This is a genomic window from Peteryoungia ipomoeae (genome assembly GCF_004912165.1).
Taxonomy (GTDB): Bacteria; Pseudomonadota; Alphaproteobacteria; order Rhizobiales; family Rhizobiaceae; genus Allorhizobium; species Allorhizobium ipomoeae.
Map to the genome: position 1 here is coordinate 351998 of NZ_STGV01000001.1, position 16487 is coordinate 368484.

14 protein-coding genes and 1 riboswitch are annotated in these 16487 nt (G+C 58.7%); of the genes, 10 read left to right on the plus strand and 4 right to left on the minus strand.

Annotation, left to right across the window (positions count from 1 at the left end):
- The first annotated feature begins 356 nt into the window (after window positions 1-356).
- The gene (locus FAA97_RS01670) at window positions 357-2297 is read left to right on the plus strand and encodes a L,D-transpeptidase family protein (protein ID WP_136596793.1); all 1941 of its coding nucleotides are present in this window, start codon (window positions 357-359) and stop codon (window positions 2295-2297) included.
- 59 nt (window positions 2298-2356) lie between these two features.
- On the opposite strand, the gene FAA97_RS01675 is transcribed toward FAA97_RS01670, so the two are convergent.
- Window positions 2357-3028 carry an HAD family hydrolase gene (locus tag FAA97_RS01675; protein ID WP_136596794.1) on the minus strand — a complete coding sequence of 224 codons (672 nt, stop codon included), beginning with the start codon at window positions 3026-3028 and terminating at the stop codon, window positions 2357-2359.
- 130 nt (window positions 3029-3158) lie between these two features.
- On the opposite strand from FAA97_RS01675, the gene rpiA reads away from it, so the two are divergent.
- The 5 genes from rpiA (at window position 3159) to FAA97_RS01700 (ending at window position 8302) form a co-directional block, all read left to right on the plus strand.
- Window positions 3159-3860: a ribose-5-phosphate isomerase RpiA gene (gene rpiA, locus FAA97_RS01680; RefSeq protein ID WP_136596795.1), complete on the plus strand. Its 702-nt coding sequence runs from the start codon at window positions 3159-3161 to the stop codon at window positions 3858-3860.
- Window positions 3861-3878: 18 nt separating this feature from the next.
- On the plus strand, window positions 3879-4403 hold the full coding sequence (locus FAA97_RS01685; RefSeq protein WP_136596796.1) for a DUF2059 domain-containing protein: 525 nt from the start codon (window positions 3879-3881) through the stop codon (window positions 4401-4403).
- Between the two features lie 109 nt (window positions 4404-4512).
- Window positions 4513-5901: a glutathione-disulfide reductase gene (gor, locus tag FAA97_RS01690; protein ID WP_136596797.1), complete on the plus strand. Its 1389-nt coding sequence runs from the start codon at window positions 4513-4515 to the stop codon at window positions 5899-5901.
- 546 nt (window positions 5902-6447) lie between these two features.
- Window positions 6448-7824, plus strand: a complete 1377-nt coding sequence (locus tag FAA97_RS01695; protein ID WP_136597675.1) for a class II 3-deoxy-7-phosphoheptulonate synthase — start codon at window positions 6448-6450, stop codon at window positions 7822-7824.
- Window positions 7825-7906: 82 nt separating this feature from the next.
- Entirely contained in the window at window positions 7907-8302 is a 396-nt protein-coding gene (locus FAA97_RS01700; RefSeq protein ID WP_136596798.1) for a GFA family protein, read from the plus strand.
- Window positions 8303-8308: 6 nt separating this feature from the next.
- On the opposite strand, the gene FAA97_RS01705 is transcribed toward FAA97_RS01700, so the two are convergent.
- Both FAA97_RS01705 and FAA97_RS01710 read right to left on the minus strand, forming a co-directional pair.
- Window positions 8309-9199: a hypothetical protein gene (locus tag FAA97_RS01705; protein WP_136596799.1), complete on the minus strand. Its 891-nt coding sequence runs from the start codon at window positions 9197-9199 to the stop codon at window positions 8309-8311.
- 184 nt (window positions 9200-9383) lie between these two features.
- Window positions 9384-11354: an LTA synthase family protein gene (locus tag FAA97_RS01710; protein WP_136596800.1), complete on the minus strand. Its 1971-nt coding sequence runs from the start codon at window positions 11352-11354 to the stop codon at window positions 9384-9386.
- Between the two features lie 157 nt (window positions 11355-11511).
- Here FAA97_RS01710 and FAA97_RS01715 point away from each other — a divergent pair, with 157 nt between their 5' ends.
- The 4 genes from FAA97_RS01715 (at window position 11512) to bluB (ending at window position 15400) form a co-directional block, all read left to right on the plus strand.
- The gene (locus tag FAA97_RS01715) at window positions 11512-13194 is read left to right on the plus strand and encodes an NAD+ synthase (protein WP_136596801.1); all 1683 of its coding nucleotides are present in this window, start codon (window positions 11512-11514) and stop codon (window positions 13192-13194) included.
- A 35-nt stretch (window positions 13195-13229) separates the two neighbouring features.
- Window positions 13230-13532, plus strand: a complete 303-nt coding sequence (locus FAA97_RS01720; protein ID WP_136596802.1) for a hypothetical protein — start codon at window positions 13230-13232, stop codon at window positions 13530-13532.
- A 19-nt stretch (window positions 13533-13551) separates the two neighbouring features.
- On the plus strand, window positions 13552-14391 hold the full coding sequence (locus FAA97_RS01725; RefSeq protein ID WP_136596803.1) for a TolB family protein: 840 nt from the start codon (window positions 13552-13554) through the stop codon (window positions 14389-14391).
- Window positions 14392-14425: 34 nt separating this feature from the next.
- Window positions 14426-14612: riboswitch (cobalamin riboswitch) on the plus strand.
- Between the two features lie 44 nt (window positions 14613-14656).
- On the plus strand, window positions 14657-15400 hold the full coding sequence (bluB, locus tag FAA97_RS01730) for a 5,6-dimethylbenzimidazole synthase (protein WP_136596804.1): 744 nt from the start codon (window positions 14657-14659) through the stop codon (window positions 15398-15400).
- Here bluB and FAA97_RS01735 read toward each other — a convergent pair.
- On the minus strand, window positions 15348-16295 hold the full coding sequence (locus FAA97_RS01735) for a DUF2865 domain-containing protein (protein WP_206109932.1): 948 nt from the start codon (window positions 16293-16295) through the stop codon (window positions 15348-15350). The genes bluB and FAA97_RS01735 overlap by 53 nt on opposite strands.
- Window positions 16296-16487 lie beyond the last annotated feature (192 nt).

A 16487-nucleotide genomic window follows, 5' to 3' on the forward strand; every position in this document is an offset into this window, starting at 1 on the left:
ATGGTGATGCAAACGGCAAGGGTCAAATTCTTGTGCCAGGGAATGACTTTGCCTCATCTCGGCCTTGCTCGTGTCACACGCTGCCGCTGTCGCCACCTGTTGGCCATCAAAGTGCGGAGCATCACTGCAAGTGTGTGAACGCTTGTTTAAGATTTAGGGAAAATTAACTGTTGTTTAGGCCTAGTTCGGCGATGGTGGTCCGCAATGGGATCGCGTCACGGGAAGTTGACCGGGCGCCTCCGGACCGCTGTCAGGTCGACAACTTTTCAAGCCAATGCGGATCGCTTATGGATCGGCATCAGCGCCCATGCAGCAACGAGTCTCTGACGACTCGGACGGAAGAGACGAGATTGAGAATGAGCTTTCACCGCAGTGCCATCTTTACGGCCCTCCTGTCGGTGTCCACGGCAATTGCTGTGGCGCCTTCCAGTGCAGGGGCGACGACCCTTCTCGATCTTTTGCGGGGCGGGCCGGGCCGTCAGGCGAAGGCTACTCCCAATGCCAGTCTCGAGCAGCAAGCGCGCGGCGGTCTGGAGATGGGCGATCCGGAGCCGCTGCCGAAGGTCAAGGGGCCGCAATACTACACATACAAGAGTGAAGCGCAGCGCCTGATCGCCATAAAGCTGCCACAGGCGGTCGAACCGCAGCCGGCTGCGGCGGAGACCGAGGCAGATGCTGCATCCGCGGTCACGACGGGCGCGATTGCGCCGGCTGGGGCAGGCGGGGCACCGGCTGCGGAGGCCGCGCCTCTTGATCCACGCCAATTTCTTGCCGCAACCAAGGTGAAGGCGACGGACGACGTCGCCAAGGTGGTCGAGGCTTACTATTCCAACCCGGATAAGCCGATGATCTGGGTGACGGACGAAGGCTTGAGCGAGCGTGGGCGCCTTGCACAGGAAGCCTTGGCGGAGGCAGACCAGTATGGGCTTGCGCCTGAAGATTACGCGCTGACTGTGCCTGCCGCGGCTGTGGATGCTGCAGATCAGGAGCGTTTCCAGCGTGACCTGATGAATTTTGAAGTGGCGCTCTCTGCCAAAGTGGCAGCTTACGTGCAGGACACGCAGCGGGGCCGCATCAATCCGAACAAGATTTCAGGCTATCACGACTTCAAGCGGAAGACGGTCAATCTTGGCTCGCTGCTCGACATGCTGCGCCGCAGCCCCGACGTGAAGGCTTACCTGCGCACGCGCAATCCCCAGAGCCCTCAATTCGTTGCCATGCGCGAGGAGCTGGCCCGATTGCGCGCCGAGGATGCGGCGGCTGACAAGACTGTCGTCACCATCGCACCTGGCACCGTGCTGAAGCCCGGACAGACCAATCCGGAACTGGTCAACATCATTGCTGCCATCAAGCAGATCGCGTCGCCTGACATTCAGGCGGCGCATGCCGCCACCTTGGCAACGCAGTCGCAGAGCACCGTTTACGGGCCTGAGCTCGTGGAACTGGTCAAGGCCGCTCAGAAGGAACTCGGCCTCAAGCCGGACGGCGTTGTCGGACCAGCGACCATCCGGGCAATGACCGGCCACAGCAATGCGGAAAAGATTGCCAAGCTCGTTGCGTCGATGGAAGCGCTGCGCTGGCTGCCGAACGAGCTTGGCGAACGGCATGTCTTCATCAACCAGCCCGCTTTCCGCGCCTATTACATCAATGAGGGGCGCGAGCAGCTTTCCATGCGGGTCGTTGTTGGCTCGAAAGCCAACCAGACCTATTTCTTCCAGGATCAGATCGAGACGGTTGAGTTCAACCCCTATTGGGGCGTTCCGCAGTCGATCATCATCAACGAAATGCTGCCGAAGCTTCGGGCGGATCCATCTTATCTTGACCGTCTCGGCTATGAGGTGTCGTCGGCAGGCCGCAAGATTCCTTCAAGCCATGTAGACTGGTACAGAAACCCGCGCGTCGATGTCCGTCAGCCGCCGGGCGGTGACAATGCGCTTGGCGAACTGAAGATCCTGTTCCCGAATGATCATGCTATCTACATGCATGACACGCCGTCGAAGAGCTACTTCAACCGGGACATGCGTGCTCTCAGCCATGGATGCGTGCGACTGGCAGAGCCACGCGTGATGGCGGCTGCGGTGATGGGGACGACGGTAGAGGAAATCGGACGGCAGATTGCCAGCGGCCAGAACCGTGCGGTTCAGGTGCCGCAGAAGATTCCGGTCTATGTCTCGTACTTCACGGCGTGGCCAAACAAGGATGGCGTGATCGAGTATTTCGACGACGTCTACGCCCGTGATACTGCGACGCAAAAAGCGTTCAAGGCGACGACGGATGCGCGCACGCCGCGCGTCTGATCGGGGGCAGAAGCGGCGGGGACACCCGCCGTTTTCACATTCGTTGCCTATCGCGCCGGTCAGGCTGTCAGATTGGCGATATAGTCTGCTGTCAGCAGGGCAAAGTCGTCGATGACGGCGTTGGCACCGAGGTCGGTGACCGGGATATCGGAATAGCCGAAGGTGACCGCGATGGATGGGATGCCGCCATTGCGGGCAGCGGCAATGTCGTTGATGCTGTCACCGACCATGACGATGCGGTCCGTTGGGCCACCGGCGCGTTTTGCGGTCTCGACGATGTGCCGCGGATCGGGTTTGCGAAACTCGAAGGTGTTGCCGCCGGTGATCGCCGCGAAGTGGTGGGCCAGCCCCAAACCCTGCAAAAGTGGCAGGGCTAATTCCTCCAGCTTGTTGGTGCAGACGGTCAACGTGTGACCTGCGTCTCTCAGCCGTTCCAGAGCCTCCACGATGCCAGGATAGGGGCGGCTCGCGCCCGGCATGCCGGCACGATAGTGGTGGACGAATTCTGCCTGGAGGACATCGAGATCGTCCTCGCCCAATGCGGCGCCACGCAGGGCAAATGCCCTTGCAATCATCATCCTTGCGCCCTGGCCCACCAGATGGGTCAGATCCTCGTAGGTGACTGGGGTAAGTCCACGCAATGCGATAGTCGCGTTGAGGCTTGTTACCAGGTCGGGAGCCGTGTCGACCAGTGTGCCGTCGAGATCGAAAATGATCGTTGCCTTGTGCATAAAACCTCCGCAGTGGCCGATATGCATTTGGCCTTATCTGACGGAAGCCAATCTGCAAAGGGCAGGGCTTTTACTTGGCGACTTGCCCGTGTAAACAGCTTGCAACGAAACGATCGGGAGCTTTTGGCGCATGGACGCGCGCGAAATGAAGATCAAGGCCGCAGAGGCCGCACTTGCCTATGTCGAAGACGGTATGAAGCTTGGCATCGGCACTGGCTCGACCGCAGAAGAATTTGTCCGCCTGCTGGCGGAAAAAGTATCGGCCGGCCTGAATGTTGAGGGCGTTCCAACGTCCGAGCGCACAGCCCGACTCTGCGTCGAGCTCGGGGTTCCATTGAAGTCTCTCGACGAGCTTCCAGAACTCGATCTGACGATTGACGGTGCAGACGAAGTCGACGCACAGTTGCGCCTGGTCAAGGGCGGGGGCGGGGCCCTTTTGCGCGAGAAAATCGTCGCTGCGGCGTCCCGGCAGATGATTGTAATTGCCGATGAAACCAAAGTTGTGGATTGCCTCGGCGCCTTTCCGCTGCCGATTGAAATCAACCCCTTTGGCCAGAAGGCGACGCAGATTGCAATCGAGACTCTGTGCTCGAAGATGGGTCTGTCGGGTGAGTTGAAAATTCGTGGTCGCGCAGACGGCAGTGTCTTCATGACTGACGGCGGTCACTTGATCCTGGACGCATCTTTTGGCCGTATTCCTGATGCAGACGCATTGGCGAACCAGTTGAACGCGATACCTGGCGTCGTTGAGCACGGTCTCTTCATAAACATCGCGTCTCTCGCAATCATTGCCGGACCGGCAGGTGCTCGAGAGATGAAGGCTAAATACTAACAGGAGCTTAGAATTTTGATGAACAGCATTTCGCGTTTCGGCCGTTTCGCCTCGATCGCCGTTGTCGCTGGCAGCGTCATGCTGGGCGGCCTTTCCGCTCGCGCGCAGGACGTGGCGCCCGAGCACCTTCAGGCCGCTCGCACTGCCATCTCCGCCCTTGGTGTAACCAATCGTTTCGATGCCATTTTGCCAAACATCATGGAGCGGCTGACGATGCAGCTGATCCAGGCCTATCCGAACCTGCAGGACGAAATCTCTGCGAAGGTCGAAGAAGCTGCGTTGAAGCTTGCCACCCGCCGTGCCGATCTTGAGCGCGAAGCGGCCCTTGTTTACGCCAAGGCGTTCACCGAGGCTGAATTGCAGGAGATCGCCAATTTCTACAGCGGTGAAACCGGCAAGAAACTCCTGAAGGATGGCCCGATCGCAACCCGCGAACTGTTGAAGGCTGCCGACATCTGGACTGCAGGTGTTGCCCGCGACCTTGAAAAGGAGGCCAATGAAAGCCTCTTGCAGGTTGTTCAGAGCCAGGCTCCGAAGCCCTGATCTGATGACCTCACTCTTCGTTGAAAGCCCGGTTCAAAGCCGGGCTTTCTTTTTGCCCTCTGGAACGCCTATATCCGTCTGATCACTTTAAAAGCGTCGGGAGCCTGCCATGCACCAGTATGATTATGATCTTTTTGTCATCGGAGGCGGCTCGGGCGGCGTTCGCAGTGCGAGACTGGTGGGCGCCATGGGCAAGCGAGTTGCGATTGCCGAGGAATATCGCTTTGGTGGCACCTGCGTTATCCGTGGCTGCGTACCCAAGAAGCTCATGGTCTACGCCTCGCAGTATCCGGAGCATTTCGAGGATGCCTCCGGCTATGGCTGGACGGTCAAGGAGACGCAATTCGACTGGTCCCGATTCCTGGCTGCAAAAGACAAGGAGATCGCGCGTCTTGAAGGACTTTACCGGAAAGGCCTCGAAGGCGCAGGGGTCGAGTTGATCGAAAGCCGTGCGGAGATCACCGGCCCCCATAGCGTGCGGCTGGTCAATGGCGGCCGGGAAGTGACGGCCGAGCGAATCGTGATCGCCGTTGGCGGAACGCCCAACCCGCATGAGGCGCTTCCCGGTTACGAGTTTTGTATCTCATCCAACGAGGCCTTTCATCTCGAAGCTCTCCCTCGGTCAATCCTGATTGCGGGCGGTGGCTACATCGCGGTGGAATTCGCCAATATCTTCCATGGGCTGGGCGTTGACACCACGCTGATCTATCGGGGCGCCGAGATACTCAGCCGGTTCGATCAGGACATGCGCAAGGGGCTGCATGAGGCCATGGTCGAGAAGGGAATCCGCATCATCTGCCAGGATCACATCGCATCGGTCTCGAAATCGGCAACAGGTCAACTGAACGTCGAGACGCTGGCAAGCCAACAAATCGTGGTGGAGCAGGTGATGCTGGCACTCGGTCGTGATCCCAATACCAAGGGTCTGGGCCTCAAGGCTGCCGGTGTTGCCGTCAACGAACGGGGAGCCATCATTGTCGATGATTATTCTCGGACAAATGTGCCGAGCATATTCGCGCTCGGCGACGTCACGGATCGAGTGCAGCTGACCCCGGTTGCGATCCATGAGGCGATGTGTTTTGTCGAGAGCGAGTTCCGTGGCAATCCGACAAAGCCGGATCACGACCTGATCGCGACTGCCGTCTTCTCGCAGCCGGAAATCGGCACCGTCGGCCTGTCTGAGGAGGCGGCTTCGAAGAAATTTCCGGAAATTGAGGTTTATCGGGCTCAGTTCAGGCCGATGAAGGCAACCCTGTCCGGGCGTGGCGAGAAGATGATCATGAAGCTCATCGTCAACGCTGCCGATCGAAAGGTCGTTGGTGCCCACATCCTTGGCCACGACGCCGGTGAAATGGCTCAGCTATTGGGCATTGTGCTGAAAGCGGGATGTACGAAGAATGATTTCGACCGCACAATGGCGGTTCATCCGACAGCGGCTGAGGAGCTGGTCACCATGTACCAGCCCAGCTATCGCATCCGAAACGGTGAACGTGCCTGAGAAGCGTCTCGGCAAGCGCCCTCCGTGCGGGAGGGCGCTTCAAGCTCCTAGAGCAGGAGCTGAATATAGGTGAAAAGTGCAGCGGCAAGTGCTGCCAGGGATAAAGCGAGAAACCGCAATCTGCGGGTTCTGCGGGTGTGAACGCCGGTCCAGTCATACGCCATAACACGATCCTTATGATCTACGCTTGAAGTCTTGCGACTCCGAAACAAGTTCCATCCCCAGTCGGGATCGGTAGTCCTCGAAGCATGCGCGAAACTGGCCTCCCTCCAGTTACCCGCATTGCGGCATATTCGAATGAGATGAATTTGTTCCCTGATGCGGAGGAATGCAATAGCATTGTTATTCTGCTGCTACGGGCTGTGGAAAAATGGGACATCGTGATGAAGAGCCGTATCGGGTGAAATTCGGCTTGCCTGATCTGCGCGCCGAAACAGGCCTTTTCTGTTGAAACTTCGGCTTTCAAAGCAATCAGTAACCGTTTATAAGCCCTCCACCGTTGCGGCCGGGAGCGCGCCGCAGATCTAGATGAGACAGGTGACGACCATGGCGCAGAATTGGACCCCGAGCAGCTGGCGGCAAAAACCGATCAAGCAGGTTCCGGCCTATCCGGATCAGGAGGCGCTGAAGGCGGCCGAGCAGCAGCTTGCAACGTATCCGCCGCTGGTCTTTGCAGGTGAAGCCCGTCGCCTCAAGAAGTCGCTTGCCCAGGTCGCAGAAGGGGAAGCCTTCCTGCTGCAGGGCGGTGACTGTGCCGAAAGCTTTGCCGAGCATGGCGCGGATAATATCCGCGACTTCTTCCGCGCCTTCTTGCAGATGGCAGTCGTCTTGACCTTCGGTGCGCAGCTGCCGGTCGTGAAGGTTGGCCGTATCGCCGGCCAGTTCGCCAAGCCGCGTTCTTCCGATATGGAAAAGATCGGCGACACCGAGCTTCCGAGCTACCGTGGCGACATCATCAACGGCATCGAATTCACCGAGGATGCGCGTATCCCAAATCCTGATCGTCAGCTGATGGCCTATCGCCAGTCGGCCGCGACGCTCAACCTCTTGCGCGCCTTTGCGATGGGTGGTTATGCCAACCTCGAAAACGTGCATCAGTGGATGCTGGGCTTCGTCAAGGATAGCCCGCAGGCCGAACGTTACCGCAAGCTTGCCGATCGTATTTCTGAAACCATGGACTTCATGAAGGCCGTGGGGATCACGTCGGAAAACAATCCGAGCCTGCGTGAAACCGATTTCTTCACCAGCCACGAAGCCCTGCTTCTCGGCTACGAGGAAGCGCTGACACGCGTCGATTCCACCTCCGGGGACTGGTATGCCACGTCCGGCCACATGATCTGGATCGGTGACCGCACCCGCCAGGCCGACCATGCGCATCTCGAATACTGCCGCGGCATCAAGAACCCGATCGGTCTGAAGTGCGGCCCGTCTCTGCAGGCGGACGACCTTCTGAACCTGATCGACATCCTGAACCCGCAGAACGAGGCCGGTCGCCTGACGCTGATCTGCCGCTTCGGTCATGACAAGGTTGCCGAGCATCTGCCGCGTCTCATTCGCGCTGTCGAACGCGAAGGCCGCAAGGTCGTTTGGTCCTGCGATCCGATGCATGGCAATACGATCACGCTCAACAACTACAAGACCCGTCCATTCGAGCGGATCCTGTCGGAAGTCGAAAGCTTCTTCCAGATCCATCGTGCGGAAGGTTCGCATCCGGGCGGTATCCATATCGAGATGACCGGCAAGGACGTTACCGAATGCACGGGTGGTGCTCGTGCTGTCACCGGCAACGATCTGGCTGACCGCTACCACACGCATTGCGACCCGCGCCTCAATGCGGATCAGGCACTGGAACTCGCTTTCTTGCTGGCCGAACGGATGAAGAGCGGTCGCGACGAAAAGCGCATGATGGTTGCGAACGGCTGAAGGTCAGCTTCACCTTTCTAAAATTGACATCCGGGCGAGCTTCTCTGAAGCTCGCCCGGATGTCGTTTGGGAGGCAAAAATAATGACGCAAGCACATGAGGGGCGCTGTCTGTGTGGAGCGGTGACTGTTCGGGTCGACGCCGACCTATCGCCGGTAACCTTCTGCCATTGCAGCCAGTGCCGGCGCCAGACGGGGCTCTACTATGCAGCAACATCCGTGCCGCTCGACAAGGTGACCCTTACGGGTGAGGGGGCGATCGGCCGTTTTCGGGCGAGCAAGGATGCCGAGCGCGGTTTCTGCAAGCTGTGCGGCTCGGCGCTTTATTGGCAGCGGAATGGCGAGGCTGTCATATCGCTGATGGCTGGTCTCTTCGATGCGCCGAGCGGACTTGCGGGTGGCAAGCACATCTTCGTGGCCGACAAGGCCGCCTTCTATGACATCGACGATGCCCTGCCGCGCCATGGGGCAGGCGGCTAGCGGCGGTCAGGCGGCGACTTCGGTCTCGGATTGCATGCTGATCTGCTGAAGCGCTAGGTGGTAGGCCTCTTCAATTGCCGCAAATTTTGCCGATTGCCAGGTGAAGTAATCCTCGGTGAAACGCCGGCTCAGCCACAGGCTTCCCCTGCGCCGTGGCAATTGCCAGCCAAGCAGACCGTCACTTTCGGCCTTCTTGAACATGCGCTTGAGATTTGTCGGTGAGACCTGATAGCGCTCGCTGAGTTCGGCGAGCGTGACGGGGCCGGCATTGAGGTTTTCCGCATTGCGATCCACCGCAGTCAGGCGCGCCACAAGATCGTGCAGGACCATGCCGCCGAGATCGGACCAAAGGAAATGTCCGATCGTGTCGGGTGGATCTTTCCAGATCGGGTCCGCGACCAATTTTTCGGCCGCAATGGGCTGTGCTGCCAGAAAAATGCGTTCATCGGCAAGCGCCGTCATCTCCCGCGCACCGCCGTCGAGGCGGTCCAGGCAGGCGAGATGGCCGATGAGCCAGCTGCGCATGCCATTCATGGCAAGTTCGGTGGGCTCCAGAACACGCATGCGTTTGTCAGGGACATCGGGTATGTCGCGCAGGAATTTATAAGCGACCAGCTCAGCCAGATAAGCCGTTGCCGTGTTGCGGCTGGCGGCGCCCAGACGCATCGCGCATTCAATAAAGCGCGTCGCTGTCAGGCCCGACATCGGGTCTTCGGGATCGCGTCGCAGCGCAAGGGAAAAAAGCGATTGCGTCAGGAGCCACTTGCGATGTGAGGCTTTGAGCCTGGACATTCGCGGTGTTTTCAAATGAATGCCGATGAGATGCAGTGCGATCTGTTTCTCGATATCGGGAAACAGGGCATGCTGGACAATATCGTTGCGCCGGAGGAATGGCATGACGTTCTCTCGAACCTAAACTCTTCGGGGGCACGGTGAACCTGCTCCGTGCCGTCGATGCAACAGAAATTCATCTTATCGTAATTTTCCGTCAATGGCGCAAAATTGCGCATCATTGAAACCGATGCAAGACATAATCAGTCAGCATTCCAACAAAATATGGGAGGATCCGCGGTTCAGATTCTCAGCTTGCCGGCGCAAGTCTGTCTTGCTGCTCGGGGAAAAAGCGCTCCTCAGAAAAGCGGTCGCCGAACATCATGTCGTGCTGCAGGTATCTGTAGTCCCGGATCAGCGGATCGACCTGGCCGGACTGCGCCCAATCCGCCTGCGCACGGTTGTTCCGGCTGATCAGTTGGTGACGGTCGATGACGGTGTAGCGTTCGTTCACGCGGCCGAGGATGCCGGTGTAGAACGGGTGGCGATATCCTGCCATGCGGACGATGTAGTGCGGCAAAAGCGAAGGGCTGACCGAGCCGAGATCCTTCTGGACGCCGCGTTTTGACGACCAGACCACAAGGGGCGTCTCGTGTTCGCGCTTCATGGTTTCCACCGATGCACGGCGCGTGGCCACAACATTCGGCATGTACTTTGTCTCGGTGTAGACTTCGTTGAGCGGCGGCAGGTGATCGCCAAAGAACACCAGGATCGTCTCGCGCTGCCGCTTCTTGGCCCAGTCAATCAGGGTTTTGAAGCTTACGTCGGATTCCTTCACCCCGCGGGTAAAGGTTTGCAGGGACTGGGTGCTGGCTGCAGAGAGAACTGGTGAATCGACCGTAATTGCCCCGTTGGCGTAGCGATCGGCTTCATAGGGACCGTGACCCTGCAGCGTGACAGCGAAATAGAAGAACGGTTCCTCGCTGCGATCTGCTTCCTCAATGATGTAGCGCGTCAGGCTTTCATCCGAGGCGAACTGCCCGCGCTTCGTCATCGCCGGCATGGTGTCTTCGCTCTTGAACTCGTCAAAGCCAAGCGACTGATAGACATTGTTTCTGTTCCAGAACCATCCCTGGAACGGGTGAAATGCCTTGGTCGCATATCCCTTGGATGCAAAGAATGTCGCAAGAGAAGGGATCGGCCGGCGAATATACTGCTGATAGGGAATGCTTCCATACGGAAGGAAGGCGTTAGTAAAGCCTGTGAGCGCCTCGAATTCCACATTGGCTGTCATGCCGCCGAATTCCGGCGAGAAAACATTGCCGGATTGATGCGACCGTATTGTCGGCATCGGATCCTTCGAGAAGGTGACATTGTCGAGGCGTGTCGGATCCCAGAGCGACTCGCTCATGATGAAGATGACATCCGCGCGTCGACCCGCGAAAAAGGAGGAGGGGAGCCGGTCGGAAGGGATGTCGGAAATGGCAACATTGCCATAGCCATCTGGCGCGGTAACAGTTGCCATCGGCACATTGATCATGAAGGCAAGAAGAAAGCCGTTGTGCTGGTAGTTGATGGTCTGATCCCAGAGCATCGGCACGATGTTGAGCCTATCGCGTGTGGCGGAATAGGCCATTGGGTTCATGATGCTTGAAAAGCCGAGGAGGACAGGTACTGCGACCAAAAGCCGTGCAAGTCGTGCGCGCCCCGAAAGCGGCACGAAAATCTTTCTGCCTTTGATGACGAGCCATGCGATCAGTCCTAGCGCCAGCAACGCGCCGCCGAAGACGACCACAGCAAGCAGCGGCTGTGCCGACACCATGGCGGGCAAAAGTTCCACGATCTGACGTCCGAACAGTAGATCGCTCGGATAGAGGGGATCAGACAGATATTGCTGTTTCTGACCGGAGAAAAAGGCCGGCAGAACGACCAGCGGCGCAACAAGGATGATGGACTGAAGCGACCGGCCGATCACAGCATCCAATGCGAGAATTGCCAAGGCAACGATGGCAACGGCAACGAAGCCTGGGCGTGCCGCAGAGGTCAGGTAAGGGACGATATCGTCCAACGTGCCCCGCGCAAAGATTTCACTTAAGGTCACAGCGATTAGCGCAACAGCGAAGGCCGCAGCCACCTGCAAAGATACGGAGATTGCCTTGGTCTGCCAGCGGTCTTGCTGCCGTACCGCTTCACCCGTCTCAGCGACCGGTGCAAGCAGGGCGTTCTGTCTGGCGTTTTTCACGGCATTCTCCGATGAGGGCAGATGTTGTGCAAGTTTCATCTAGCTGTCACATAACCGTCATGAATGCTACATGAACCATGAACTTGCACCGTTGTTCCCAAGGTGTTTGTGTGGGGATAAGTCGTCTTCAACGCACAGGCTTGAAATGCCGTCCAGCGGCGTTGCGAGCGAGCTTGCAAGCGGCTAAACCGGTGGCATGAGCGAAACAAAGAAAATCTCCGATGTCCTGCGTGTCGCGATCGCGCAGCTCAATCCAACCGTAGGTGATATCGCCGGCAATCTCGCGCGGGCACGTGCCGCGCGACAGGATGCGGCGTCACAGGGGGCGGACCTTGTCCTGTTCACAGAGCTTTTTCTCTCAGGCTATCCGCCGGAAGATCTCGTGCTCAAACCGGCTTTTCTGAAAGCCTGCCTTGCAGCTGTGGAGCAGCTGGCTGCGGATACGGCCGATGGCGGTCCCGGCGTGATCATTGGCTTTCCGCGCCAGGGGGAGAAAGGCCGGCATAACTCGGTCGCTGTTCTTGATGCCGGACGCATTCTTGCCCTGCGCGACAAGGTCGATCTGCCGAACTATGGCGAATTCGATGAAAAACGCGTTTTCATTGAAGGCGAGATGCCAGGGCCGGTCAATTTCCGCGGCGTGCGGATTGGCGTTCCGATCTGCGAGGAAATCTGGAACGACCTTGGTGTTTGCGAGACGCTGGCGGAAACCGGGGCTGAAATCCTGCTGGTGCCCAATGGCTCGCCCTACTATCGCGGCAAGGTCGATGTGCGCCACCAGGTGGTGCTGCGGCAGGTTATCGAGACCGGACTCCCCCTGATCTATGCCAATCAGGTTGGTGGCCAGGACGAGCTGGTTTTCGATGGTGCGAGCTTTGCCTTCAATGGCGACAAGTCCCTCGCTTTCCAGATGAGCCAGTTCGAGGAGACGCTCTCGGTCAGCACCTGGAAACGTACTGAGGACGGCTGGCGCTGCAGAGAAAGCGCCGTGTCCAAGATCCCGGACCAGGAAGAGGCCGATTACCGTGCCTGCGTCCTCGGCTTCAAGGACTATGTGAACAAGAACAGCTTCAAGAGTGTCGTTCTCGGTCTTTCCGGCGGTATCGATTCCGCGCTTTGTGCAGCGATTGCGGTGGATGCGCTCGGTGAAGAGCGGGTGCGAACGATCATGCTGCCTTATCACTACACCTCTGAGGAAAGCTTTGCGGACGCTGCCGCCTGCGCCAAGGCACTCGGATGTCACTATGACACGGTGCCGATAATCGAACCTGTCCAAGGGTTTCTCTCGGCCCTTGCGGATATGTTCGAAGGTACCGAAAGTGGAATCACGGAAGAAAACCTGCAGAGCCGCACCCGCGGCACCATTTTGATGGCGGTGTCGAACAAGTTCGGCTCGATGGTGGTGACGACCGGCAACAAGTCGGAAATGTCGGTCGGCTATGCGACGCTTTACGGTGACATGAACGGCGGATTCAATCCGATCAAGGACCTCTACAAGATGCAGGTCTATGCCCTTTCGGCCTGGCGCAATCAGCATGTGCCGCCGGGTGCGCTGGGTCCTTCGGGTGAGGTGATCCCCGCCAACATCCTGTCCAAGGCACCGTCGGCGGAGCTTCGGCCGAACCAGACCGACCAGGATAGTCTGCCGCCATATCCCGTGCTTGATGACATTCTCGAGTGCCTGGTCGAAAAGGAGATGGCGGTCGAAGACATCGTTGGGCGCGGCCACGATATCGCGGTCGTTCATCGGGTGGAGCACTTGCTCTATCTCGCCGAATACAAGCGTCGCCAGTCGGCGCCGGGCGTGAAGATCACCAAGAAGAATTTCGGCCGCGACCGTCGCTATCCGATTACCAACCGCTTCCGGGATCGCGCGTGACAGAGGCATTGGAGGATAGGGGGGCTCAGATCCCTATGCCGCAGTTCACGGAGGAAGAGCGACGTTATATTTTTGCCGTCGCGCCGGATGACAGCCAGGATGGTGGGATATACCGGGCGATGTCGGGGGCGGCCTACTTTCTGCCATCTGTGGCGATTGGCTGTTATGGGCTTTGGGACGGAAGCTTCAAGACGCTTGGCCTCGGCTTCCTGACGCTTGTCGTCAGCCTGGGCTGGGGATACTACACCGAGTTGCGCCACAGCCATCACGAGCGCACAGGGCGGGCGGTCGTCGCGAAACTGCGGTTGGCGATGGAAAATCGCTCGCTCGCTGATTGATTTAACGAGGGAAGCGAAGATGCGCAGCTCGGTCGAGATTTACGATATGACGACACGCGAATGCGAAGTCGTCTGGCAGACGGTGGACCTCGTTGAGGCGCCCAATTGGTCGCGCGACGGCGAGTTCCTCGTCGTCAATGGCGACGGTCTGCTTTATGCCTTGCCGCTGGACGAGGATGATCCGGAGCTCGAGCCGATCGACACCGGGTTTGCCGTGCGGCTCAACAACGACCACGGGATATCGCCAGACGGCGCCTCGATCGCCTTTTCCGACCATACGCTCTTCGGCAAGTCCTGCATCTATCTGCTCGGTGACGGGGATGATGAACCGCGGCAGGTGACCAAGAACATGCCCTCCTATTGGCATGGCTGGTCGCCGGATGGGGCAGAGCTTGCCTATTGCGGCGAGCGGAATGGCACCTTCGATATCTACACGATTTCCACCAAGGGTGGGGTCGAGCGGCGGCTGACTTCCGGAGAGGGACACAATGACGGTCCCGACTATTCGCCGGATGGCCAGTGGATCTACTTCAACTCCAGTCGTACCGGCACCATGCAGATCTTTCGGATGCGGACGGATGGCACAGAGCTGGAGCAACTGACCTCCGACGGCCACAGTGACTGGTTTCCGCATCCTTCGCCGGATGGACGTAAGGTCCTGTTCTTGTCCTATGACGTCGATGTAGCGGGTCATCCCCGCGACAAACAGGTTCGGTTGCGGCTGATGGATGCCGATGGCGGCAATGTCGAGACGCTGTTTGAGTTCTTCGGCGGGCAGGGGTCTATCAACGTTCCGAACTGGGCGCCGGACGGGACGGCATTTGCATTCGTTCGCTATTTCCCCGTTGATGATGACTGACGCGGACGGCTTGCCGGATCTTCTTCTTTGAGTGTAAGCCTATATCCGTCAGGTGCCCGCATTGCGGGAGAATCGGGAAGCCGGTGAGAATCCGGAACGTGCCCAACGCTGTGAGGTGGACGTCTGTGCAAGGGGAAGCCCGCCACTGATCTTCGGATCGGGAAGGCTGTGCAAGACGGATGAAGCCAAGTCAGAAGACCGGCCTGGCATCATAGGCTCAGCCCGCATGGACGGCGGGCGGTCGCGCATTGTTGGGGATAAAACGATGCAAGACACGATGCTTGACGGCCTCGCGCCCGCTGGTGCGTTTTCTGAAAGGGAACGGGAGGCGGTTTACCGCGCCATTCACACAAGGCGGGATGTCCGCGACCAGTTCCTACCAAAAGCCTTGCCTGATGCACTGTTGAGGCGGCTGCTTGAGGCCGCCCATGCCGCCCCCTCCGTCGGCTTCATGCAGCCTTGGAATTTCATCGTGGTCACCGATGGCAAGCAAAAGGCTGCAATGCGGGCCGCATTCGAGCGGGCCAATGCGGAGGCAACCTCGATGTTTCCAGAAGAGAAGCGCGAGATCTATGATCGCCTCAAGCTGGAAGGGATCGAGAAGGCGCCAGTCAACCTGTGCATTACCTGCGACCCCAATCGGGCAGGGCCCATCGTTCTCGGGCGCACCCACAACCCTCTGATGGATTCCTACTCGACCGTCTGCGCCATCCAGAACCTGTGGCTGGCGGCGCGTGCGGAGGGCGTCGGTGTTGGCTGGGTCAGCATTTTTCACGAGGAGGAGGTCAAATCCATCCTGAATATCCCGCGGGATATCAGGGTGATTGGCTATCTTTGCCTTGGCTTTGTCGAGGCGCTCTATTCCGAACCGGAATTGCAGATCAAAGGATGGCGCAAGCGGCTCGCCATCGAGGATCTGATCTTCGCAGACAGTTGGGGCACCGCTGCGACCGACCTCATGGAACCTGAAGTGGCTGAGGTCCGTCCGAAGATGGGCGGCGCAGATTGATCGTTCCATGATCGGGCGGCAGGAAGGTCGGGCCGACCTTGCGGACATTGAGTGCTTCCTCATCGAGCTCGCGCTCGATGGGAGGCTGCGATGCGGAGATGGCATCCTGCCGCCCCCCGTCCGGTCTGGAAGGAATTTCCACGATCGATTTCCCTTCCTGAGACGTCGTGGTGGAGGCTGAACGCACGTCGCGCCGGTTCTCGGAAAAACCTTTGAAGTCGCAGCGGCAACCTTCGTCACTGCGCCGGCTCCTGTAGGCAAATGCGGCTGGCAGTTCCGTGTAGCGACGGCCGCTCGCGGTGGAGATCATGTCGCTTGTCTCCGGCTGGAAGATAGAGTGAAAATAGAGCTCTGTTTCCACGCCTGGGCACATGTTGCTGCAAAGGGCCGCGTCTCTTTCAAAGTCAGCAGCGGAACTCTGGGAATTGATCGGAAAGAAGCCGCCGTCGCATGTTCGGACGCACACAGTGCGGACCGGTCCGGATGGCATTAGGGAGCTGGGGTGACCGGTCTCGCTGGTCATCGGCACTCTGCCCTTTGCGATGACGTCGAGATAGGCTTCGCGGTGACTGGCCTCGTCCGTGACAATCCCGTCAAGGCTGCAGCCCTCCTGGACCAGGCGGTCAATCAGCTGCTCTCGTGTCTGGAGCCTGCGAATGGCCTGCAGCTTGTCGGTGAGAATCTGCAGGTTGAGCTTCATCCGCTCAATGGAAGACCCCAGCTCCGCACAATCGCCTTTGCCATTCGGACTGATCTGGATGATGGAGCCGGCGCCACACTTGAGCTGGCGCTGCTTGGTTCGAGCCTTGCGGAGTTCGAGATTTTGCTGAGCAAGCGCGCTGACATAGAGTGTTTCTTGATTAGAATCCGTCGCCGATACGGAGGGCCGGGCCAATACTTGCCTGCGCAGATCAACGCATAGATCCTCCGACGCTGCCATCGGCGGCGACAGAAAAAGCAAGATTGAGGCAAGACCTGCCATTTTCTTGGGATTGGAAAACGCGGTTCTCATTCGCCGATTGCTTTCAGTCTGGCGCGGGCAGTTTTGCCCCACCATAATTAACAAGCGGCGAATATAAAAGGAGCC